The sequence below is a fragment of the Aliivibrio thorii genome (assembly GCF_057368585.1).
In genome coordinates, this window is record NZ_CM170654.1 from 2,369,438 (window position 1) to 2,393,283 (window position 23,846).

Annotated in this window: 20 protein-coding genes; 7 read left to right on the forward strand and 13 right to left on the reverse strand. The window is 38.8% G+C overall.

The features are described from left to right. Positions 1 to 2: 2 nt before the first annotated feature. Positions 3 to 437 (forward strand): cysteine desulfurase sulfur acceptor subunit CsdE, encoded by a 435-nt coding sequence (gene csdE, locus AC2IP4_RS10770; RefSeq protein WP_375321866.1) that lies wholly within the window; start codon positions 3 to 5, stop codon positions 435 to 437. Positions 438 to 526: 89 nt separating this feature from the next. Here the strand turns inward: csdE and tcdA are convergent, their stop codons facing one another. The 3 genes from tcdA to AC2IP4_RS10785 all read right to left on the reverse strand — a co-directional run bounded on the left by tcdA (position 527) and on the right by AC2IP4_RS10785 (position 3,094). Then, positions 527 to 1,342 carry a tRNA cyclic N6-threonylcarbamoyladenosine(37) synthase TcdA gene (gene tcdA / locus AC2IP4_RS10775; RefSeq protein ID WP_486310256.1) on the reverse strand — a complete coding sequence of 272 codons (816 nt, stop codon included), beginning with the start codon at positions 1,340 to 1,342 and terminating at the stop codon, positions 527 to 529. A 93-nt stretch (positions 1,343 to 1,435) separates the two neighbouring features. Beyond that, the gene (mltA, locus tag AC2IP4_RS10780) at positions 1,436 to 2,536 is read right to left on the reverse strand and encodes a murein transglycosylase A (protein WP_486310257.1); all 1,101 of its coding nucleotides are present in this window, start codon (positions 2,534 to 2,536) and stop codon (positions 1,436 to 1,438) included. A gap of 174 nt (positions 2,537 to 2,710) precedes the next feature. Next, complete coding sequence (locus AC2IP4_RS10785) at positions 2,711 to 3,094, reverse strand: DUF2850 domain-containing protein (protein WP_375321863.1); 384 nt, start codon at positions 3,092 to 3,094, stop codon at positions 2,711 to 2,713. Positions 3,095 to 3,248: 154 nt separating this feature from the next. Between AC2IP4_RS10785 and argA the strand changes: the two genes are divergently transcribed. Further along, positions 3,249 to 4,589, forward strand: a complete 1,341-nt coding sequence (argA, locus tag AC2IP4_RS10790; RefSeq protein ID WP_486310258.1) for an amino-acid N-acetyltransferase — start codon at positions 3,249 to 3,251, stop codon at positions 4,587 to 4,589. A gap of 63 nt (positions 4,590 to 4,652) precedes the next feature. On the opposite strand, the gene AC2IP4_RS10795 is transcribed toward argA, so the two are convergent. From AC2IP4_RS10795 to AC2IP4_RS10815, 5 genes are all read right to left on the reverse strand, one after another. After that, positions 4,653 to 4,985: a DMT family transporter gene (locus tag AC2IP4_RS10795; protein WP_486310759.1), complete on the reverse strand. Its 333-nt coding sequence runs from the start codon at positions 4,983 to 4,985 to the stop codon at positions 4,653 to 4,655. 225 nt (positions 4,986 to 5,210) lie between these two features. Next, positions 5,211 to 7,229: an exodeoxyribonuclease V subunit alpha gene (gene recD, locus AC2IP4_RS10800; protein ID WP_486310259.1), complete on the reverse strand. Its 2,019-nt coding sequence runs from the start codon at positions 7,227 to 7,229 to the stop codon at positions 5,211 to 5,213. Beyond that, positions 7,222 to 10,848, reverse strand: coding sequence for an exodeoxyribonuclease V subunit beta (gene recB / locus AC2IP4_RS10805; protein WP_486310260.1), 3,627 nt, complete (start codon positions 10,846 to 10,848; stop codon positions 7,222 to 7,224). The genes recD and recB overlap by 8 nt, the downstream gene beginning before the upstream one ends. Before the next feature lie 463 nt (positions 10,849 to 11,311). After that, entirely contained in the window at positions 11,312 to 14,731 is a 3,420-nt protein-coding gene (gene recC, locus AC2IP4_RS10810; protein WP_486310261.1) for an exodeoxyribonuclease V subunit gamma, read from the reverse strand. Positions 14,732 to 14,812: 81 nt separating this feature from the next. Further along, a complete protein-coding gene (locus tag AC2IP4_RS10815; RefSeq protein ID WP_486310262.1) occupies positions 14,813 to 15,802 on the reverse strand; it encodes a TDT family transporter in 990 nt (329 codons plus the stop codon). Positions 15,803 to 15,935: 133 nt separating this feature from the next. Between AC2IP4_RS10815 and AC2IP4_RS10820 the strand changes: the two genes are divergently transcribed. The 4 genes from AC2IP4_RS10820 (at position 15,936) to AC2IP4_RS10835 (ending at position 18,742) form a co-directional block, all read left to right on the forward strand. Beyond that, the gene (locus tag AC2IP4_RS10820) at positions 15,936 to 16,814 is read left to right on the forward strand and encodes a LysR substrate-binding domain-containing protein (RefSeq protein WP_486310263.1); all 879 of its coding nucleotides are present in this window, start codon (positions 15,936 to 15,938) and stop codon (positions 16,812 to 16,814) included. Positions 16,815 to 16,899: 85 nt separating this feature from the next. After that, positions 16,900 to 17,190 carry a YebG family protein gene (locus tag AC2IP4_RS10825; RefSeq protein WP_130088082.1) on the forward strand — a complete coding sequence of 97 codons (291 nt, stop codon included), beginning with the start codon at positions 16,900 to 16,902 and terminating at the stop codon, positions 17,188 to 17,190. 219 nt (positions 17,191 to 17,409) lie between these two features. Next, complete coding sequence (dapD, locus tag AC2IP4_RS10830) at positions 17,410 to 18,441, forward strand: 2,3,4,5-tetrahydropyridine-2,6-dicarboxylate N-succinyltransferase (protein WP_130047290.1); 1,032 nt, start codon at positions 17,410 to 17,412, stop codon at positions 18,439 to 18,441. A gap of 112 nt (positions 18,442 to 18,553) precedes the next feature. Beyond that, on the forward strand, positions 18,554 to 18,742 hold the full coding sequence (locus tag AC2IP4_RS10835) for a YqaE/Pmp3 family membrane protein (RefSeq protein ID WP_045101342.1): 189 nt from the start codon (positions 18,554 to 18,556) through the stop codon (positions 18,740 to 18,742). A 27-nt stretch (positions 18,743 to 18,769) separates the two neighbouring features. Here AC2IP4_RS10835 and AC2IP4_RS10840 read toward each other — a convergent pair whose 3' ends face one another. Beyond that, the gene (locus AC2IP4_RS10840) at positions 18,770 to 19,702 is read right to left on the reverse strand and encodes a LysR family transcriptional regulator (RefSeq protein WP_486310264.1); all 933 of its coding nucleotides are present in this window, start codon (positions 19,700 to 19,702) and stop codon (positions 18,770 to 18,772) included. Positions 19,703 to 19,811: 109 nt separating this feature from the next. On the opposite strand from AC2IP4_RS10840, the gene chrA reads away from it, so the two are divergent. Then, positions 19,812 to 20,963 carry a chromate efflux transporter gene (gene chrA, locus AC2IP4_RS10845; protein ID WP_486310265.1) on the forward strand — a complete coding sequence of 384 codons (1,152 nt, stop codon included), beginning with the start codon at positions 19,812 to 19,814 and terminating at the stop codon, positions 20,961 to 20,963. Positions 20,964 to 20,998: 35 nt separating this feature from the next. Here the strand turns inward: chrA and AC2IP4_RS10850 are convergent, their stop codons facing one another. Genes AC2IP4_RS10850 through AC2IP4_RS10865 form a run of 4 tightly spaced genes read right to left on the reverse strand, consistent with a single transcriptional unit; the run spans position 20,999 to position 23,756 of the window. Then, complete coding sequence (locus AC2IP4_RS10850; protein ID WP_375321853.1) at positions 20,999 to 21,424, reverse strand: type IV pilus modification PilV family protein; 426 nt, start codon at positions 21,422 to 21,424, stop codon at positions 20,999 to 21,001. Then, entirely contained in the window at positions 21,414 to 22,676 is a 1,263-nt protein-coding gene (locus AC2IP4_RS10855) for a hypothetical protein (RefSeq protein ID WP_486310266.1), read from the reverse strand. Before AC2IP4_RS10855 ends, AC2IP4_RS10850 begins: the two co-directional genes overlap by 11 nt. Next, positions 22,676 to 23,275: a PilW family protein gene (locus AC2IP4_RS10860; protein WP_486310267.1), complete on the reverse strand. Its 600-nt coding sequence runs from the start codon at positions 23,273 to 23,275 to the stop codon at positions 22,676 to 22,678. Before AC2IP4_RS10860 ends, AC2IP4_RS10855 begins: the two co-directional genes overlap by 1 nt. Then, positions 23,256 to 23,756, reverse strand: coding sequence for a pilus assembly FimT family protein (locus tag AC2IP4_RS10865; protein ID WP_486310268.1), 501 nt, complete (start codon positions 23,754 to 23,756; stop codon positions 23,256 to 23,258). The genes AC2IP4_RS10860 and AC2IP4_RS10865 overlap by 20 nt, the downstream gene beginning before the upstream one ends. Positions 23,757 to 23,846 lie beyond the last annotated feature (90 nt).

A 23,846-nucleotide genomic window follows, 5' to 3' on the forward strand; every position in this document is an offset into this window, starting at 1 on the left:
TTATGTCTACATTCCCATCGTCACCTTTTGGTTTTGACATCACTCACACGACAGTTCTTGATTTAATGAGTGAAGCAAAAGGTTGGGAGGATCGTTACCGTAACGTGATTCAATTAGGTAAAAAACTGCCTAAAATGCCAGAAGAACTGCAACAAGATAACGTGACCATTTCAGGCTGTGAAAGCAAAGTTTGGCTACAACATGAAGTTGTTAATGGGATTTATTATTTCAGTGCTGATTCTGACGCGCGTATTGTTAGAGGGCTTCTCGCGTTAGTAATGGCTGCTGTTAATAATAAAACCGCACAAGAGATTAGCACATTTGATATGGATGGGTACTTTGCTCAATTAGGGCTAATAGAGCATTTAAGCCCATCACGTGGTAATGGACTTAAAGCGATCATTGAAACGATCAATGAACTAATAGAGCAGGCTTAAGGCCGCTTCGCTTGAAGGATTCAGGGAGGTCGTTGGAATAATAGCGCCTATACCTGAAACCTTTAGGGAGCTTGCGACCGTCCTGAAACCTAGTCCCTATTACTATGTTTCTCAATCAACTTCTCTACAATTCTCGACACCGCAACAAATCCAAACGTCGCAGTTACCACCGTAGCAGCCCCAAAACCACTCGCACAATCCATACGTTTAGGACCTTCAGCGGTTGCTTTAGTCGCACACACAGACCCATCGGCTTGTGGGTATTTCAAATGCTCTGTTGAGTAGACACAATCAATGCCAAATTTACGCTTTGGATTTTTTGTAAAATTATGATGGCGACGTAGAGTATCACGCAATTTCTTCGCTAATGGGTCTTGAATGGTTTTGGTTAAATCCGTGATTTGAATTTGAGTTGGATCGGTTTGCCCACCCGCCCCACCAGTCGTGATCACTTTAATCTTATTGCTCTTACAATAAGCCAGTAATGCCGCTTTAGGTTTCATGCTGTCGATAGCATCAAGTACGTAATCAAACTCTTTAGAAATGTATTCAGCTTGGTTTTCAGGCGTAATGAAATCATCAATTAAATTAATTTTACACTCTGGGTTAATTAATTTAATGCGCCCAGCCATCACCTCAATCTTACTTTGACCAATCGTGCCCGTCATTGCATGAATTTGACGGTTAATATTTGTCACACATACATCATCCATATCAATCAAGGTTATCTCACCAAGACCTGTACGAACTAATGCTTCAACCGCCCAAGAACCAACACCACCAATACCTACTACACACACATGTGCAGCACGCATAATTTCTACTTCACTATTACCATACAAACGGCGAGTGCCACCAAAACGTTGGTCATAACTTTCAGAAGCAGGAGTGGTTAATTCGCGCATGGGGTTACCTTACTCAAAAACAAAAAAAGAGCACGATTTATACGCACTCTTTTTTAGAAGATCAAGTGTTAAGCGATACAAGCGGCCAACACATTATTTTGATTTAGGCATTTCCCAAGGATTTTCAGTTTCAGTATCCTGCAAACCCAATTTCCACACTCGACCAAAATGCTTAAAGTGACCCGCAGCAATACCTGCTTCTGTTCCCATTCCATAATATTGATCTAAATGGTTTTCTTTCACTGCACCACCCGTATCTAAAGCAAGTAATACTTTAAGTACGTGCTTCCCTGTCCACTTACCGTCTTTATTTAATTGAGGGACTTCAGCAAGGATTGGGGTTCCCATAGGCAATAAAGTACGATCAGCAGCTACAGCGGCTCCGGCAATTAAAGGGATACCAGCAGTCCCTAATACATGATGAGCGTCTCTTGGCGAAAAGAAGACATAAGATGGATTAGTCTCTAATAATTCACGAACCGTCGCTTCATCATGTTTAGCAACCCATTCTTTAATCGCTTTAAGTGACATATCTTTACGATCAACCTCACCGCGCTCTATAAGAATACGACCAATACTCACGTAGGGGTGATTATTTTTTCCACCGTAGGCAAAATACTCTAGTTTGTCATCATCACCAAAATGAATAAAACCACTGCCTTGAACTTCCATGATAAACGGGTCAATCATATTATCCGAATAGCCAAGCTCTAACCCTAAACCAGATAAAGCACCTGCATTAATTTCTGCTCGTGTTGGGCAATTAGAGCCACAATCAGGTTTATCATAAACAGGATATTTAAACGTTTCGTTTGGCGTATGACGCATTTCAATCACAGGAGAAAAATAGCCAGTGAACATCACATTCCCTTGCTTATCGCCACCGCCCATTTGAGCAAATTGAATACCATAAGCCGAAAGCTCTGCTGGATTTGAACTTTCATCAATCCACTTTTGTAATTGTACGTACAACTCCTCATAGCGTAATGCCATTGCCTCTGAACGATTCACGACTTCTGCGCTTTGTTTTTTAAAGGCACTAAAATCAGAAGGTTTATCAGAATGAATTTCACTTACTTCATTTAAGTTACTGCTGAACCCGCCATCTAAATATTGCTGAGCTCGTTCAGTGGGGCGATCAGCACAACCCGCTAAAGCCAGAAGAACACACACAAGAGAAAATTTACGAAACACAATAAAGCCTTATTGAAAAATAGTGCAAGAAGAATGACAAACAAATAGAAGGAGAGCAATTCCTTACATTAGAATAAATGTAAGAAAGGGATAATTTTGACAAAAATTGACACAAACTGATGAAGAATTTCCAAGTAAATGCCATTAAGAATATTTACTTGGAAAGTGAAAAGCTTATTGTTTATGAAAAGTAGATTTATAATGCGTTGGTTTTATGCGTAATAACTCTGCGCCATCCCGATCTTCAACCATATAAATATAAGTTGTTTCACCGTGTTTATAACTCAATTTACTACCATCAAATTCAAACTTAGTACTAATTAAACGGCCATGAGTATAAATCCCTCCCTCACTCACAGTAAAACTGTCCTGAGCATAATAAGGCACTCCATCTTCAACCCAATTACCATACAATTGAGATGCTGGCATTTGAGCAAAAGCACCCGATTTATACGTTGCTGCAATCACGGATGCGACCAATCCAACGGCAACAAAACTAATTAAAACTAGTAATCGAATTTTTCTTCTTTTTAACTCTTTTTCTTGAGCGCGACTCATTTTGAGGCCTATTAAAAATAACTATGTTATTAAGCTTATCGGCAATCCTTCAAAATATTAAGAAAAACTTATGTGACCTTGTACTAAACACTTGTAGATATATAAATAAATAGTCATTATAAAAACATAAAAAATCACTCATGGATGAAGTATAGTGAAATTTCGTAGCACTGCGCTAGTTAAAGGCTTCCGTCAATCAGCACCTTATGTAAATGCTCACCGCGATAAAACGGTTGTGATAATGCTTGGTGGCGAAGCCATTGCCAATCCTAACTTTGCTAACATCGTTAATGATATTGCACTTTTAAACTCACTCGGTTTACGTATTGTAATTGTTTACGGCACTCGCCCTCAAATGCGTGAAGAACTTAAGTCAACTGCTCATCATGCGCCTTTCCACAAAGGAATAAGAATTACTGATGAGCAAACCTTAGAGCTCATCAAACAAATTGCAGGACAATTACAGCTCGATATTACCGCCAGATTATCAATGAGTTTAAATAACACTCCAATGGCTGGCGCTCAGATTAACGTTATCAGTGGCAACTTTATTATTGCTCAGCCTCTCGGGGTTGATGACGGGGTCGATTACTGCCACAGCGGTCGTGTACGTCGAATTGACACTAATGGCATTAATCGGATGCTAGACCAACAATCTATCGTCCTACTTGGCCCCGTTGCCAGCTCTGTTACTGGTGAGTGTTTTAACCTTTTATCCGAAGATGTTGCGACTCAATTAGCTATTCGACTAAACGCAGATAAGCTCATTGGCTTTTGTTCTGAGCAAGGCGTACTTAATAACAATGGACAAATATTAGCTGAGCTTTTTCCTAGTGAAGCCGAAGAAATTCTTGAGCGATTAGAAAAAGAGGTGTCACTAAATGATGGCATTTCAACAGGTACAATTCGGTTTTTAAAAGGCTCTATTACTGCTTGTAAAGCCGGTGTACCACGTAGCCATCTTATTAGTTACAAAGAAGACGGAGCATTAATCCAAGAACTATTCTCTTTTGATGGAATTGGCACTCAAGTTGTAATGGCGAGCTCAGAACAAGTTCGTGATGCAGAGATTGATGATATCGGTGGAATAATGGATTTAATCCACCCTCTTGAAGAAGAAGGCATTTTAGTTCGTCGTTCTCGAGAACAACTAGAGCAAGAAATTGCACAATTTACGATTATAGAAAAAGATGGATTAGTCATTGCCTGCGCTGCTCTATACCCCTTTTCTGAAGATGGAATGGCTGAAATGGGATGTGTTGCTGTTCATCCTGATTACCGCGATGGTGATCGTGGTGTGACCTTACTTAACCGTTTATGCACTAAAGCAAAACAATTCAAACTATCACAACTGTTTGTTCTTACTACTCGCAGTCTCCATTGGTTTAGAGAGCAAGGTTTCATTGAAATTGACGTGTCGCACTTACCGATGAAAAAGCAGAAACTGTATAATTTTCAACGTAAGTCAAAGATCTTAGTATTAAAAATACTATAAAAAAAGGCCGCATTAGAGTTATCCAGTGCGGCCTTTATTATAAATAATAAGTAAGCTTAAACTCTAGTGACCAGCAGTGTTAGAAAATAAATTAACGACTAATACACCAGATAAAATAAGAGCGATCCCCGCTACTGCAGGTAAATCTAGTTTTTGCCCATAAGCGAAATATCCAATACCCGCAACTAGCACAATTCCTGCTCCACTCCATATTGCATAGACAATTCCAACAGGCATACTTTTGACAGTAATTGAAAGCAAAAAGAATGCAATAGCATAACCAACACCAACAATTAAGCTTGGCGTTAATTTGGTGAATTGTTCTGTTTTAGGAATATAAGAGGTAGCTATCACTTCTGAAATAATAGCAATAATAAGCGCCATAGCAGGCGGCATTGAAACAAGTAATTTAAACATATAGCAGTAAAACTCTAGATCCAACCATTAATCATCTAATTAACATGGCTGGTAAAAATAGAATATCCGACATTCCTTCCGAATTTTATTGGCGCAATTATAAGCATTTCTTCACTCTTTACTAGATCTAAAGAAGAAAATCATTATTACGTATATGAAATAATACAGTGGTTGATATTTGCGTTATCAACCACTGTCATTCACTTAACTCATCAGCGACGTTAAGCCACTATTTCTCTGAGTTTTAATCATTACCCCTCGAGCCACCACTTTTTCTGTTGCGAACAGATCGAGCTTTTTCTTCGCACGAGTCACACCTGTATAAATTAACTCACGCGTTAAGATTGGGCTAAACTCTGCGGGTAGCGCCAATACTGTATGTTCAAATTCAGAGCCCTGAGATTTATGGATCGTCATGGCATAAACGGTTTCATGCTCAGGTAACTGGCTTGGTAACACACCACGAATCGAACCATCTGGCATATCAAAATAAACACGTAAACGCTGATCAACAGGATCTAGCATCGCAATACCAATATCACCGTTATACAAACCGACACCATAATCATTTTGCGTCACCATGACAGGACGACCTGAGTACCAAATTTCATCACCATGAGGAATTAAATCGGATTTCTTCAGCGCTTTTTCAATACGTTGATTTAATCCAACCACACCAAAATCCCCTTCACGCATCGCACATAATAATTGAATTTTGCTAAATGCTTTCAGTACGATTTCAGGTTTATCACCTGCATGGATATGCCCTAAGTAACTGCGGTAACCATTCACCATCATGGTGATCATTGCGTTATAGCTATCATTACTTAAATCATGAAAACGAATGTCTGAGAACCCTTTGGCCCATACTGCTTCTACTTTAAATTTACTGCCTTCATTAATGGCTTTGGCAAGTTGTCCAATACCTGAACGCGCATCAAAACGGTAACTCTTTTGCAGCATACATAAGCTATCTGCAACGGTGTTATTATGTGATTGTGCCGGTAGATTAAAGCCAGTTAGTTGAGATAATTGCTGCGCTTGATTCTGGCTGTAACCCATTTTGGTAAACTGACAAATATCACCTAACACCGCTCCCGCTTCAACCGAAGCTAGTTGATCTTTATCGCCCAATAAAATAACACGTGCGTGTTCAGGTACCGCATCGAGCAATCGAGCCATCATAGGCAAATCGACCATAGACGCTTCATCCACCACCAATACATCAAGGTGTAATGGATTGGATTTGTTATGACGAAAATCCACTTGATTGGGAATATAGCCAAGCAGTCGATGCAGTGTACTCGCATCAGTCGGGATCGCTTCTTTCACTTCTGGTGCTAAACCAATGGATTGTACCGCCTGACCAATGGATTCAGTCAAACGCGCCGCGGCTTTACCCGTTGGCGCAACCAGTTTAATCGCTATATTTTTATTATCCTGCTGAGCTTGCGTCACTAAGGAGGCCAAAAGCTTAGTTACTGTGGTTGTTTTACCCGTACCTGGACCACCAGAAATAACAGAAAATCGACGAGTTAGCGCCACAGCTGCTGCTACTTTTTGCCAATTAACACAGTGGCTATTTGGAATGAATTGATCTAACGTTTCGAGTTCTGAAGATTTAGTCGCGGCTAATAACACCGTATCAATCGCCTGCCAATCAAGATCATCTGATTGAACAACATCAAGCATATCGCACACTAATTGTTGGCGAGAAACTTGATTATTATTCTCTAACTTTTTCAATGCTGAAAATAAAAAATGATACTGACGAGCAAACAACTCATCCAATGTATTCGATAGCTGAGGATTTACCGCCACACTTTGCGCCGCTTTAGTAATACGGTTAGACACACGTTGCTCAAATGCCCAGTAGCGTTGTAAATACAAGCGAGTACCATCAAAAGCTAAAGGCTTGGCTTCTGTACCATTTGAGACGGTTGATGCATTAATTAATTGTTCTGCCCAAGCGCTTCTTTCTGGAACTAATTCTAATAGCGCATCACGATACTTTGCTGGGAGAGTAAAAAGATCGCCCTGTTCTATCTGCTCAATATCAATACAGACGTGACCTTTTCCTAACTCATGACTTGTAATCGCAGACAACAGCATGATGAGATTTTTATCGCTATTTTTTTCTTGTTGAGCGATAAATTTAGCAAATTGAAGATCCAATGGGCGAAGTACACCGTGAGCCATTAAGTGTTGTAATTGCTTAAGCATCGACTGTTTCTCCATCTACCAATTTCTCTAACTCTTCTAACAACGCTTTACTCGGTTTTGAATAAAATACACCATTAGAATTTGCATCATGTCCTTCATGTGTCTCTTCAACACCACGCAAGAAAATATAATACGCACCACCAAAGTGGGTATCGTAATCATAATCAGCAATACGGCTTTTTAAGAATCGATGAAGCGCTAAAGCATATAACTGGTATTGGAAGTCATAACGGTGATCTCGCATTGCCTCAACTAAGGCTTCTCCACCATAACACTCAGGGGCATCTCCCAAATGATTAGATTTCCAATCGAGAACGTAATATTTACCTTCATGCTCAAACACTAAATCGATAAAGCCTTTTAGCATGCCGCTAACGGTCGAGAAGCCAAGTTCTCCTGCTCGTGCTGATACTTCATCATGCTTCGCTATGGTTTTATTTACTAAACTTGAGTTCAGTAATTTAATAGGAAGTAAAAACTCCATTTCGACTAAGCGTTGAGTTGGACCTTTACTTGCCAAACGTAAGTTCTCACCATCGAGTGGACAATCCAACACTCGTTGCATCATGTTTTGAACGACTTCTAACCATTCTGCATCGTAATTTTCTTTCTCTAGTAGCTTAATGATGATTTGCGTATTTTCTTCACTGTTAATTGGCTGAGTAAATTCAACCTCTTCAAACAATGAGTGTAAAAACGTACCCGCTCTCGCTCCACGAGGGAAAGTAAATATGGTTCGTTCAGGCTCTAAATCCAACTCTTTATCGTCTTTATCTTCTGCTGAATCGATATCTAAATTAATAAGCTCTAATGAAGCATCATTATGGTGATTACCTTGCTTTACTAATCCAGAATAACTGGTCATCCACCAATTACTTTTCACAGGTTCAATTAACTTATTAGCATGCAGCTCAATGTGATCATCTTGAACCTCTTGATACAGCTCATCGGTGATGGTTTGAGGTGATTGGATCACCATAGGCGAATTGCCTGCAATCAACTTTTCAAGACACGCTTGTAGTTCTTCAACATTACATTCATCTGCCTGTTGAATTAGATAACCTAACCCCGATAAATGCACGCCCGTTGGTGGTTTTTTAGAGATACCTTTAGTGATAGGAGCCATGCCGATATAACAAGCATAAACCGCACGAGTTAGTGCTACATAAATCAAACGTAAATCTTCAGCTAAACGCTCTTTCTCTGCCTTCTCAACAGAATCGTCTTCTTTTAATAAATCCAATACCGAGTAACGGTTGGCTTCATCATAAAAACTAACTTCGCCTTTTTTATCTATCGCACGATATGAGCAAACAAAAGGCAAAAAGACTAAGTCATATTCCAACCCTTTAGATTTATGAATAGTGACAATTTGCACCAAGTTACGCTCTGATTCTAAACGTACCGTCTGCTCTTCTGAATCCCCATTAGGTTCTGAAATAGACTCAGACAACCAACGTAATAAACCATAATCACTGTCTAAAGTTTGACTGGTTTGTTGCAGTAATTCGCCGATATGCAATAAATCAGTCAGTTGACGTTCACCGCCATTTTCAGCTAATAAACGCTCTGAAATACCTTGTTGGGTAATGATTTGATGCAACATCGGCATGATACCGCGCTGTAGCCAATGCTTACGATAGGCGCGAAACTCATTAACCGCTTGCTCCCACTGCATTTCATCGACATTAAACTGATGCAATTGATCGGCAGTATAAGCAAATAATGACGATGCTAATGCTGAGCGAACCGCCCTTGCATCTGTCGGCGTCATTGCCGCTTGTAATAAACGCAGCACATCTTTCGCTAATGGAGAAGAAAATACGCTATCACGATTAGATAAATAAACACTCGCAATACCTTGTTTTGATAAGGCTTCACGAACTAATTTACCTTCTTTACCTGTACGAACCAGAACCGCAATATCACCCGCTTTGATGGCTTGTTTTTTCTCACCGTTTTGTAAATACGCAGAGCCTTGCTGAGCCCCAGTCAAAATAGTTTGAATTTGTGCAGCGGTTGATTCTGCCATCACACGCTGATAACTGGTTTTATTTACCGGGTTACCATCTTTACTCTCTTGCAACCAAAAGGTCATCGCGGGTTGAGTTTGATTCTCTAACGCCCATGATTTTTGCTCGGCATTAACAGGATTGAATTTTACTGGGTAAAACGGAATATCGTCATCGTACAAAAAAGGCTGTTTGCCATGTTCAAAAACACGGTTCACTGACGACACCATATCTGCGGTTGAGCGCCAGTTAGTATCCAAGGTGTAATGATCTGCAACTTGGCGGCGCGCTTGAATATAAGTAAAAATATCTGCGCCACGGAAAGCATAAATCGCTTGTTTTGGATCACCAATCATGAATAAACCACACTGTGGCTGATCTTGATAAAGCGTACTAAAAATCGAATATTGCAGCGGATCGGTATCTTGGAATTCATCAATCAAAGCGACTGGATATTGCTCGCGGATTTTTTCTAGCAATAAGGCGTTCTCTTGATTTTCTGTCGCTTGAGATAATTGAGTAAGCAAATCATCAAACGATAACCAATTTTTTTGCTCTTTGGCTTGCTGTAAAGTTTTACGACATTGATGAATCGCCAATGATAGTAGTGGCTGCTTGATTTCTAATGGCTGAGCCAGAAAGTCATCAATGAGTGTAAATACCGCGTGTTCTGGAGCTTCGCCCTTTTTGGTTTTTTCAATTAATAATTCTTGAGAAAACTTTTCTAGCTTATCGTGTACTTGCAATGAGGTGGTTGGGTTATTGGCCCACGATGACACTTGCTCTAACCAATTAGGTAAATTCTTTTTGGTGTAGCTGCGTTTATCCACACCCGAACCTGAGATCAAGGCTTCAAAATCTGCACAATGTGCTGACCACTGTTTTTTTAATTCATCAATACGAGCAATGCCTTGCTGGCAAAATTCTTCTAATGAACTCTCTAACGGCTCTACGGTTAAATGCTTTGGGACACCGGTAAGACTATTGCCCATATCACCCAATAAAGCAGATGGACTTGACCAACAATCATAAACACTTTCAGCCACCATTTTTGGTAGATGATAAAAACTGCGACGCCAAAAATCTGCAGCCACTTGATGCATTAATTTGGCTTGGTCAGTAACAAATTCACTCTCAAACTGCGCACCAGACTCAAAGGCATTTTGAGTTAGCATACGTTGACAAAAACCATGAATGGTGAAGATTGAGGCTTCATCCATGCTGCGTTCGGCATTCAAAAGGATCTGTGCAGCTGATTTATGGTCACCAATAGAAGCCAACAGTGGATCAATAACCGGATCACCGCTCTTATAATCATTATTATGAACAGCACGAGCAAACGCTAAACGAGCATCATGAATTTTTGCTCGAATACGCTCTCTCAACTCAGCCGTTGCTGCCTCAGTAAAAGTCACTACCAATATTCTGTCTACGGTTAACTCTTCACTATGACGGCTATTTTCCTCGCCATGTCCCAGCAATAAACGTAAATACAAACTGGCAATGGTAAATGTTTTACCAGTACCGGCTGAAGCTTCAATTAAACGTGTCCCATGTAAAGGAAACGTCATTGCATTCAATTGATTTGGAGCTGCGATTGTCGTCATCGAACATCACCGTTTTAAACATCAACATCCTGTTTTTACAAGATATCTGTGTGATCCATATCGTAATTCATTGGGAACAACGATAATAAAATTAATAAAGCCATCAATGTGAGATCTTTCTCACGGTTCACTTTTTGAGCTTTGTTACACTCAGCGCCAAATTATACCAACTCAAATAAGCAATCGCTCATTCTTGCTTGTTAAAATCGATTATAATTGCGTTATAAATTTTGTAATTAGACCCACTAGTTCCTTCAATTTATGCCTTATTTTAATCAATTTTTCCTGCGCAATAATCTGAACAACTGCATATCTGAATTGGTATTACAAAGAGCTCATTAAATGTGCATTTGTAATCAGGATTCGGTCAACCTCTGACCTGTGGCCGTACAGCGAACGCCCTACACTAAAAATGATTTACTGGCGGCCACCCTACTCCTACCAATAACAACTCTTCTTTTGATTACAGCTTTTCTTTCTCACTATGCAATAACGCATCGTGCAATACTTTTTGAGCATTCTCAAAAATAGTCTGACCAAACTCATCATTCCATTCTGGCCACATACGCATTACATAATCATTGCTATTTTCGCCCGCATAACGAGTGCCATTGTATTCATCTGCCATTTTTTTCAGGGCTTTTTGATGCGTTTCTTCGTCATCATTCCACACACCTTTTTTATCAACATGCGCTTCGAGCCCTGCTAATGCCGCTTTAGGTAAATAAGGCAATGGTGCACAGTTACCCGAAATATAAAGACTTAAAATGGTTTCTAAATGTTGGTACGCTTTTTCTGTTTCAATCGCTTCAAAGTGATAAATCGCATCTGTACCAAATAGGTGAGTAAATTGCTGCTGGCCCATGGCACATAAACAAAGATGATCGATCCAAGTGGCTAAAATTTCATGCGAGCGAATTTTACCACCACGATAACGTAACATTCCTGCCTGATAACGCTGCTTTAACCAACCTTGTAATTCCATCTCACCATGAGGGAAAGTAAAGCGTAAACGTACTTCTTGATCGTCTAATGGTGACATCGTTAATGGTTGAATATGGGTCACTAAATCTTTAACGGTGTTCACTTCTTTATCTGCCGCTATCTCACCAAAACTACCAATCGGTAATTTGCCTTGGGCTTTTTGCTGCTGATAAAAATCACGACTGATTTGAGATACTTGGTTAGGAGCATCATAGGCCAATAAGTCCTCCAGTAGATCCGATTTCATACCATAGCCAGTACGACCATCGATGGTAAACGGCTCATCATCTTCAACTCGACTCTCTACTGTTTCAAAAAAGACTTTCAAGCCACGGTTAAAAAAATACGCAACAGGTAGACGCCAAAAACGTTGTAGCTCTGTGAGATCTAATTCTTTTGTTTCTGGTGCATAAACTAACGGTGCAGTCTGAAATTCAGGAGCCGCTGCCCCTTCTAGTTTTGCAGTTGGTAACCACTCACTGGCATAACTTGTATTGTCACCAATAAAACTTTGTTGGCTATACGGGACTAATGGATGAACAATGGTTAATTGCTTAACTAAACGCTCTGCTGATTCTTCAGGGTTTAATGATTCATCGCCCTCTAGGCAGTAACCTTGTTGGCAATATTCAAGTAACTCACTGACTAATACTGACGGTGCTTTTTCTGTGTTATCGCGAATTGAACGCCCAATATAACTTAAATAAAACGCTTTATTTGCCGATTGCAGCGCTTCTAAGAACAGATATCTATCATCATCTCGACGTGAACGGTCACCCGGTTTCATGCGTTTTTGCATTAAATCGAAACCTTCAACAGGCATGGTTCGCGGGTAAGACCCATCCGTCATCCCAAGCAAACACACCACATCAAATGGAATAGAACGCATTGGCATTAAGGTACAAAAGTTAACTTGTCCGGCTAAGAATCGTTGACTCGCTTTACCGCCAGATAAATTATTTTTCAGATAATTATTAATAATTGGCGCTGAGATTGGCGCATCAAAACCCGCATCTTCTAGATTTTCTTCCAGTTTTTGCAGTTGATCTCGAATGCTTTTAACGACCAGTTCACCTTCTAATTCAACATCTAAAAAATCATCCATTAATTGATTGATGGTGGTTCGCCATGCACTAATAGTTTGCGGTTGGCCTAGGATGATCTGATAAGTCAAAAGCTGATCAATAAACTGCGCTAAGTTACCGGCAATTTCCGCATTCATGCCCTGCACTTGTTCGTAACTCGCCATGCCTTCGAATAGCCCAGCACCTTGCTCCATCGCATAACCAAGCAACATGCGTTGAATACCAAATAACCAAGAGTTTTGATTGTGTTCAGGAAGATCAAACTGTGCAGATGTGGTGTTATCTAATCCCCAGCGAATACCGGTTTCTTCAGCCCAGCGTTTCACAATTTCAAATTGCTCGGCATTGAATTTAAAACGAGACATTACCGCAGGAACTTCAAGTAAAGTGAGTAATTCAGAAAGACCACAACGGTTCTCAGGCAGCGCCATTAAGCTCATAAAAGCCAATAATACTGGATTTTCTTGCTCGGCACTTTGGTCTGAAATGGCAAAAGGAATATAACGATCAAAAGCCGCATTTCCAAATACCGCTTGAATAGCTGCACTGTAGACATTTATGTCTGCCACCATCACGATAATATCGCGTGGTTTTAAGTCTGGGTCATTAGCAAACATATCCAATAACTGATCATGTAAAACCTCAACCTCTCGCATTGGACTATGACATGAATGCAAAAGAATTGAACGATCATCAGAACTGATTGGCTGTTTATGCTGACTGTTATCAAGCACGTCATCACGACTGCGCTCTTCAAGATTTAAAATATCCGATTGGATAGAATGCAGCAGATTATCGTTATCAACATCGACAAAGGCATCAATCTCCTGTGCTTCCATTTCTGATAATAAACAAAGGTTATCTCTGCCTAATTTACCCCACGAGGCAAGCAAAGAATTCCCCACTTCAGAAGTATGTAATTCATCCTCAAAATTTGCATCAAGCGATCCTTTTAATTGTTCGGAATCACCAATGTGCTCACTATGATCATCTAGCCATTTAACTTGCAGGCGATTACGGGCTTCTAAACGAGCAAGGTATTTTCTGTCTCGAATTTCTCCCCAGTAATAACGGCAAGGATTGGTAAACATTAAATGCACATCAATATGCTGACCTAACGCCGCAAGCGCATCTAAATAACGAGGAGGAAGTGAAGTAATGCCCACCACAAACAAACGCTTAGGCATCCCTTTTGGCAAGGTGCCCGTTTGCAAATAGTTATCTAACGTTTCAATAAAGTGTTCAAACATATTGGCACGATGATAAGGCGAATGACCAAGCGCTAAGGTTTGATCATATAACGCTCGCCATAAAATAGACTGCCAAGGGTGTTCACCTTCGAGATCTACGACCTCTTCACCCGCTTCCCACTTTTGGATCCACTCTGGGCGAAATACTAAATATTGGTCAAAGATATCGGCAATTTTTGCAGCTAATTGGTAGCACTTAAGTTGGTTTTCATCATTTTCTAAATAGCGCTGTAGAGGTGCAAATTCATCTTGTTTTAATAACTCAGGTAATAATGTCACTATCTTCCAAGTCATCGCTTCTTTATGGAAAGCACTGCGCTTTGGCACATCATCAAGAACCTGGGTAAACAGATCCCAAATAAAAGTAGCAGGAAGAGGAAAAGTAAGGTTAGCCGCAATCCCTAACTCTTTTGCGAGTTCGATTTTAAGCCATTGTGACATGCCCGGGCTTTGAACGAGGATTTGCTCATGCTCAAATGGGTTATCTAGAGGGTTAAGACGAATTAATTCAACGACAAGTGATTTAAGAACATCAAGTTGATTTGAATGATAAACAGTAAACACACCCAGCTCGCTTATAAAGAAATGAAAGTCTCTATAGCTTAACGTAACTGGATGTGTTTTAAGAGAAAAAAAGCGTATTAATTAATGTGCATGTTTAGGACTTACTAAACGATTTGCCATGCGAGTAATTGGACGATAATGAGCTAAATAATGAATCGCAACATAACTCACGACACAAGTAGCAACCACTAACTCAACTACCGCCAATGTTCTTACTTGGTATACATAATTAGTAGAAACACCTTGAGATAGCATCCAGTTCGCGGTTTTAAATAATGCCGTTGCACCAATCACCATAGGGAAGGTAAATGCAGCATAACCTGGGCTAAATGGTAATCTCATTAATTTAAAGAAAGCCATGTAAATTACGCTTGTCATTAACACAGCAATACCAAATAGAAGTGCAATAATCACAGGTGATGGTGAAGCTGTCACCGTTAAATAACCTGCTAACGATAAACTTGCTGGTGCCGCCATGATTGCGATGGTTGGTTTTGCTGCATCCGGTACTTCATGACTAAAAATTAAACGATAAATCATAATTGGTAGCATGATTGCATAGATAACCAAACCAAACATAAGAACCCAATGTGCGACAGGTGCTAATGCTTGATTACCTGAAAAAGAAACATCAGCAACCACTAAACCTACTGGTGGAACAAACCAACTAGGCACCATATGATGCAATTCAAAATCTTTTGCTCGATGATAAATAAAAGAGACTAAGAAAATAATATGAAGTGCGATTGCAGCAAGCCATAACGCATCCCCAGCCGCTGGATAAAAATGACCAATGCTACTAGATACCACCATTGTGCCCATAGCAAAAGTTGGAGCAACACTACCTACAACAGGATGAGCAAGTTCACTCCATAATACCGTTGGGTGTAATAAAAATTTAATCGCTAATACCAGTAATAATACTGAAGCGATTGCTGCTGAGATCCATTGCGCATAGCCATTGAGCGGCAATGCATTTTCCCAGCACCAACCTAGACTTGCAATCCCAAGAGCTAACCCTGCCATTGGCGTTGGAGCACCTGCTACTTTTTGTTTTGTGTAATTAAGCATGACATTGTTCTCTTTACTATTTAACGATGAAGCTATTTTACTTCTTGCTAAGCATTAATAAAATTTGAATAAACTTAAGGTTACGTTAATATTAACTAAACGACTTAAGGTTTATTTATTAGGACTTCCTGTCATGAGAATTTCACTAAAACAGCTCAATGTATTTACCGCTATTGCTCAAGAAAAAACAATGACTAAAGCAGCAGAGCGACTTTTTATCACCAAGCCTGCTGTGAGCCTTTCGCTTTCTGAGCTTGAAAAAAACCTTGGTTACAAAGTTTTTGATCGTGTAAATAATCGATTAGTGTTAAATAGTGAAGGCCGCCAACTTCTTCCTTTAGCAGACGAATTACTAGAACGAGCAGAGGCTATCGAGCACCAATTTACGGCAGATAGTCAGTTGACGGGTTCATTAAACATTGGCGCTAGTGACACCATTGGTAATCACATTGCGCCGGTATTACTCAGTCAATTTCAGCAGCAACACCCTTGCGATATTCAGCAACTGTTTATTTCAAATACTGCACAAATTATTAATCGACTGCTAGAGTTTCAGCTTGATATCGGTTTGGTTGAGGGTAAAGCGCATCATCCCAAACTAAATATGATTGAGTGGCAATGCGACGATATGTATATAGTGTGCGCCCCTTCTCATCCTTTGGCAACTAAGAATCAAGTATCTCTCGATGATTTAGATCATTCGACATGGTTACTACGAGAAGAAGGTTCGGGTAGCCGTGAATATTTTATTAATCATATCGCCGCTAATTTAAATGATTGGCATGAATCATTACAACTTCATACAACTGAGGCTATCATTAATTGTTGTTCTGAAAACATGGGATTAGCATGTATTTCTCAACTCGCAGCACAAAATGCCATTAATGATAGACGCCTAGTTAAAATTTCTTATGAAAAACGATTAACTCGCCAATACTGGTTACTACTTCATAAAGAAAAATATCAAACACCCTTATTACAACAATTCCTCGCTTATTGTGAGAAAAGTTAACTCTATCTAACTTTCGTTTCTCTAAGTGGACACATAAGCCTGCTTACTGTATAAAACACCAGTTAATTAAATAGGAGAGACGACCATGGCTGTTATCGTCAAATATGTAGTTGAGCGCAACGGAGAAGAGAAGATGACTTTTACCTCTAAATCGGAAGCCGATGCTTATGACAAGATGCTTGATATCGCAGATGAACTTTTTACTTTTCTTGGTGAAAGTGAATTAATTGAAGATGAAGCGAAGCAAGAAGAGATGTCTTTATACCTAGCAAAACATAAAGAAGATCTGTTAGTTGCTCTTGGTGCTAAACGCAAACCAGCACCAAAAAAAGCAAAGATTGAAGCGGTAAAAGACGAAGAGTCCGACGCGGCTTAATTCTACAAAAAACACATTTTAAAATATAAATAGCAGCTTAGTGAGCTGCTATTTTATTTTCAACTCCCTAACGATTAATCCCCTTTTCTTACACTTTTTCTCCCTACATCGTAAATATTTCTTACTTTCGCCCTTCTATATCACAGCAACTCTCTTTATGATGTGAAGTAAGATTTATTTTTAAATACTCATAATTATATGGAAATGGAGAATCATTACATGGCTCATTTTGCTCTTGCCTTTGGTACCGCAACAAAAAACCGCGACAATAAAATCATTGAAGCATTTTTCCCACACCCAGTATTAAACCCTTCTGAAGCACTAGTTAACTCTATTGCTCAAGCAAGTGGTTATGCTGAAGGCAACCAAGCTATCGAAATTTCTTCTGAAGTTTGTACTGAACTTGCTAATGCATTTGCCGCAAACGGCGATATTGCAAACGCAGCATTTGCAGAAAAAGCAGTTCAATCTAAACAACCTCTTGTTCTTGTTGTGCTAGCGACTGATGAGCAACCTCAATCAGTTGCTGAAGGTTTCTTAAAACTTCAACTTATCTCTAACCGTTTAGTTAAACCACACGGTACTGTACTTGATGGTATCTTTGGTCTTCTGCATAACATCGCATGGACTAACCAAGGTCCAATCGATTTACCTGAACTTGCTGATCGTCAAATCGAAGCTCGCCTAGCTGGTGAAACACTAACTGTAGATTGCGTTGATAAATTCCCTAAAATGGTGGATTACGTGGTTCCTACTGGTGTTCGTATTGCTGATACTTCACGTGTTCGCCTAGGTGCTCATGTAGGTGAAGGCACAACAGTTATGCACGAAGGTTTCATCAACTTTAACGCTGGTACTACGGGTGTTAGCATGGTTGAGGGTCGTATTTCTGCGGGTGTTGTTGTTGGCAATGGTTCAGATATCGGCGGTGGTGCTTCTATCATGGGCACACTTTCTGGTGGCGGTAAGATGGTTATCTCTATTGGTGAGAACTGTCTACTTGGTGCTAATGCCGGTCTTGGTTTCCCAATGGGTGATCGTTGTACGATTGAATCAGGCCTATATGTTACTGCTGGCACAAAAGTAAGCATGTTAGATAATCAAGGCAAAGAAGTTGAAATTGCGAAAGCTCGTGATCTTGCTGGTAAAACAGACCTTCTATTCCGTCGCAACTCTATCACTGGTCAAATCGAATGTTTAACGAATAAATCTGCGGTTGAACTAAATAGCGAATTGCACAGCAATAACTAATTTTTAGTCTAATGGCCTGAGTATATTCATGCTCTATTCATAAAGACCAAGATAGTATTATGGCCAGTAACTAAATAGTTGCTGGCCATTTTTTATTTATATAGGAAACTCAATGAGACTATTACTTGCTTTATTACTGCCTTGGTTACAGTTTTTTACTATAGGTCGTCCATTTAGCGGCATCATTTGTCTTATCTTACAAATAACCTTAATCGGTTGGATCCCTGCCGCTATTTGGTCGGTTTATGCGCTAAGCCAATATAGAACAGATGAAAAAATTAAAGACGCTTTTGGGCGATAAACATTAAATCCAAATAATAATCGAACATTAAACTCTATAAGTAGAAACGCTTTTTTCAATGGTTTGAATGAGTAGTTCTTTGAGCCATTGATAGCGTTTATTTTCTTTATTTCTTGTCTGCCAAATCAATTGAATATCAAACTCACCTACATTAATTGGAGGCTCGGAGTGCGCTAATTTTTCAGAGAAAAGATCTAATTGAGCCATCAACTCAGGCACCACACAAATTAAATCTCTTTTTTTCATTAAATGTCTGATAGTTAAAAAATGTTTAGATGCCACGCTAACAGCACGATTCACACCTAACGCTTTTAACTCTTTATCTACCCCTGTTTTTAATGCTCCATCAGGGCTGACTAATGCGTGAGGCAAAGAAATATAATCATCAAGGCTGATTGGCGTGCTAAACGGGTGCCGCTGTCCATCCCACATGCATACATGTTTTTCTGTATATAATGTTTGATATTGAAATTCTTTTTGCTCAGGCTTCATGCTACCAATCACTAAATCAAGTGGCTCAGAATCAAATCTATCTTGATAATTGGCTTTATCTACTGTGGTGAAACAGAGCTGTGCATTTGGTGCTAATTGATGAATGGCATCAAATATATCAGCGGCAAAAAGAAGCTCTGCGTAATCCGTCATTCCGATTTTAAACGTACCAGTAAATTCACTCACTTCAAATGTATCTACTTTTAAAATATCCCCTGAGATTGTCTGTAATACCTGAGTGATCATTGGATAGAGCTGATTAGCTTTAGCTGTTGGGATCATTTTATGCCCTTGTCGCTCAAACAAAGGATCATTTAATAATTCACGTAAACGAGCAAGGCTATGGCTCATCGCTGATTGCCCAACAAATAATTTATTTGCCGCTAATGAAACACTTTTTGTTTCCATTAATGCGCTAAAAACGACCAATAAATTGAGATCCACCGCCTTCCAATTAATTTCATTCATAGTTAGTAGTAATTTAATCGATTTGAATAATTGGATAGTAACTCGTAATCTTTATCCCATCAAAATGGAATGTCCGAATTTGGATGATACGTCAAAAGTTGAGTAGATTATGTTTGAAATATTTAAGCGATTTTTTTTATTAGGTTGGGTTAGCTTCGGTGGGCCTGCCGCTCATATCGGTTACTTCCGCAATGAATTTGTTCAAAAGCGAGGTTGGATAAGTGAAGAAGAGTACGCGCAACTGATCGCTTTAAGCCAGTTCTTACCTGGTCCAGGTTCAAGCCAAGTAGGCTTTGCTTTGGGTTATCATCGTAAGGGACTCTTTGGCGCTCTACTCGCATCAATTGGTTTTACATTGCCCTCTATTCTTATCATGGTCTTATTAGCAAACATAAGCCATTCATTCTTTGGTTATGACGTCTTTGAAGGCATCATTCATGGATTAAAATTATTAGCCGTTGTTGTCGTTGCTGATGCAATCATGGGAATGTATAAAAGTTTTTGTAAGGACAAAATTACCGTACTTTTATGTATTATGACGGCGAGCTTGTTATTAATTATTCCTTCAATAAGCACTCAATTAATGGCCTTATTAATTGCCGCTATCGTTGGTCGAATTTATCTAAAATCAGACCAAGTAACAGAAATTAAAAAGGAATCAAAAGGTATTAATTGGATACCACTCGTTATCTTTGCTCTTTGTTTCTTTGCTTTACCGGCTATTGTTAATCATTCACCTCTGCTTGTGCTTTTTTCTGATTTCTTCCAAGCCGGTAGTTTAGTCTTTGGCGGCGGTCACGTAGTACTTCCATTACTGCAAAATATTGTTGGCGACCAAATTAGCACTGACAGCTTTTTAACTGGCTATGCTGCTGCACAAGCAGTTCCTGGTCCAATGTTTACCTTTGCTACTTTCTTAGGTTACGAACTATGGAGTGAGCAACCTGTTCTTGGTGCTTTAATTGCAACGGTAGCTATCTTCTTACCGGGTTTTTTATTAGTACTTGGAGTATTTAGTCATTGGCAGGTTCTAGCTCAAAAACCAGCATTAGCAGGGGCTATAACGGGAATTAATGCTTCTGTCGTCGGTTTACTAATCGCAGCACTGTATGACCCTGTATTTACAAGTGCTGTAGGCTCAGGGCTAGATATAGCATTAGTTATTATTGGCTTTGCATTATTGAAAGTACTTAAACTACCGATTGTAGGTTTGGTGAGTTTCTTTATTGTCGTAGGTGCTATGTTGCCTTTTGTTGGATGATTTATAATAAATTAGGTTCAAGCAAATGTTTGAACCTAATAAAATTCACTGTATCTTGATATCATTGTTTGCAAAGTAACTTCTTGAACTTCATTCCATCTGTCACTCCACTCAGCTTTAATATTAATTTCTTTTAGTGTAGTTACATTTGCACCCGAAACAACAATTGGCATGCTATCAATCACATTCCAACTAACTTTATAGCCATTAATAACCTCTGGTGTAGCTTGAGCAACTATCGTCTTAAACTTAATTGTCCCATCTTCACCATCTATTGAACGAGTCCTAAAATATTCAAGTTTAGATTCCGCCGCATACAATGCTTGAATACTATTTGCTGCATATTCTGATTTTTTATCAACGTAAACTTGTAGTTTAATCAGCCCCATAACACCGACAACCAGCAATACAAATGAAATAAGGACTTCAAGTAAACTAAATCCATTTTGTTTAGAAATCATGCCAAGATCCTTTTACCCAGCGTGGTTGTACAAGACCTGAAACTAACTCATTTACAATATCACTGTTATATTTAAAATTTGAACTAGTATAAAAAATAGCAGATTGATCTTTCGTATCAAAAAATTGCCCGCCTAACAGAGTAAATGCACCATGCTGATAAAAAGAGGCCGTAGATAAGAATTCTGATGGATATAATGAGTTAGGCTTTCCTCCATGAGGATATAACTTACTATATGCATCACTCCCATCCCAATTACTCCCATCAGTAGGAACTGAATAATCATGATTAAAATGAAAAATAACACCTTTCATATCTTTAGCAATCGCACCAGAAGGAGCCCCCATTATTGATAAAGAACCGTCATGAATAACAATAAAAGCTCCATTCAAACTATTATTCATAGCCTCTGAAAAACCTTTATATTGCGCCGAAGTAATTTCACAACTACCTTCAACCCAAATATATGCTTCACCTGCATTAAGTCTATTTTTTAATTTGGTACCACATTCAGATAAACGTTTATCATTCTCACTCCCTGAACCATACAAAATATCGAACTTTTCATTGTCTCGAATCGTGTTGTGGTCACTTGGTTCTATACCAAATAGATCTTTAAACGGTGATATTTTATCATCTTTTAAAAAATCAGATTTAAAATTAGAACTACCCGCTGCTGAGTTTGTTTTATGTTCAGGACTACAATCTTTACCTTGATTATCAAAATCACTACTAGGTTTAATGCTATGATTTACCCCTGCATTTTTAACTGTACCAAAAGCACCAATTTTATCTTTATATCTTACAGCTACGCACTCCCATCCATCTGCCCCCAATCTTACAGGGTCAGGAGATGTAAAAAGAATACTTGAATAAAAATATAAATTAGAAGCAGATTGAATAGCACCATCCCCACCAGAACCTCCGATTGTAAAATCTTTTTTTACGATTTGTGATAATTTATCTGCTTTAATTTGATAATTCATCCCTTGTGTAATCTGCAAATCAGTTAGCTCTAAAGACGCACACTCAGGAATTGGTGTGCTAGGAACCGATCCTATCGTCGATACCTTGGTAAATGCACATTCAACACCACCTTCTGCTGCCCAGTATCCTTTTCTCGCCTCGACTTCATTTTGAGCTCGCTTTATCTGATAAAAAATATGCTTATAACTCCCTAAAGAAAAAATCAGTGACGCCATTAAAATGAAACTAGAAACAAGAAGGGTAATTGCACCTTTTTGGTTTTTCATTATTTCCAATTCCTTTGCTTAATGTTGATCTCAGAAGAATACTGATGAGTTGTATTCTTTAATTCTGCGGTTGTTAATATAGATAAATATGCAGAACTTACAGAACTACCAAGTGCTGTATAGTTCAATGTAAAATCAGTTACTTTAATAAGATTATTATCAACAAGTGACAAACATTGTGGTGAAAAATATATATCAGGGATAAATGACATATTTTTCCTTGAGCATATTTTTAATGTTTCAGATTCATATTTAAAACGAGCAAAGCGCCACTCAGAAGGTGAACCTGATTCAGATTGATAAATAAAACTTAGCTGAGCACCTGATATATGAATAACATCATTCGCTCCTGACAATATTTCAGAATAAGAACCGGAACGACTATAACCAGCCCTCTGACTCTCTTCTTTTATAAAACGTAATGCATCATTTAAGTCTTGAATTAATAATAACTTTTGACTTCTATTTGCTGATATTTTTTGTCCCTCAACAAAAACATTACCAATTAACATTAAAGCAATTAAACCAAGACTTGATGCAACAAGAAGTTCAATTAAAGATGCACCTGATTGTTTATGATTAACACTCCTTGTAACCATAAAAAGTACCTCCATTTCCACATAATTTAATACGCCCTGTAATATTATGAGTTGATAGCTTTAATTGCTTACCATTATCTTTATAAAAATAGAAACTTCTTGATAAGTTAGGAGTTGCCCTAACTGAATCAAAAATAATTGATGACACACTCGAGGAGATTTTTATATTAGGATGATTTATTGAATCAATATAAGATAAAGAGGTTAATTTTATGCCTGAAATTGTTGTTGCGGTACTACCTACGGGGTTTAAAGATATAATCCAATCTGTAGATTCATTAAGATAAAATAATTTTAATTCTTTATTTTGTAATACAGCCTCTGATTTTGCTTGAATAAAAAAACCTTCAACTTCACCTGCAAACCTCTTCATACTTTGATTTTCTAACAGATGTGAAAAACTAGGCCCTGCTGCTACCAATAAAGTAGAAAGCACAGCAATAGCTATAACCAATTCAAACAGAGTAAACCCGCGAGGCATTTCGCAATTTCCTTTGCAACATTCCATAATGGAAATTTCATCTTGCTACAGAGAGTAACACCGATTAAAAGTAGGTATATTTTATTTCAA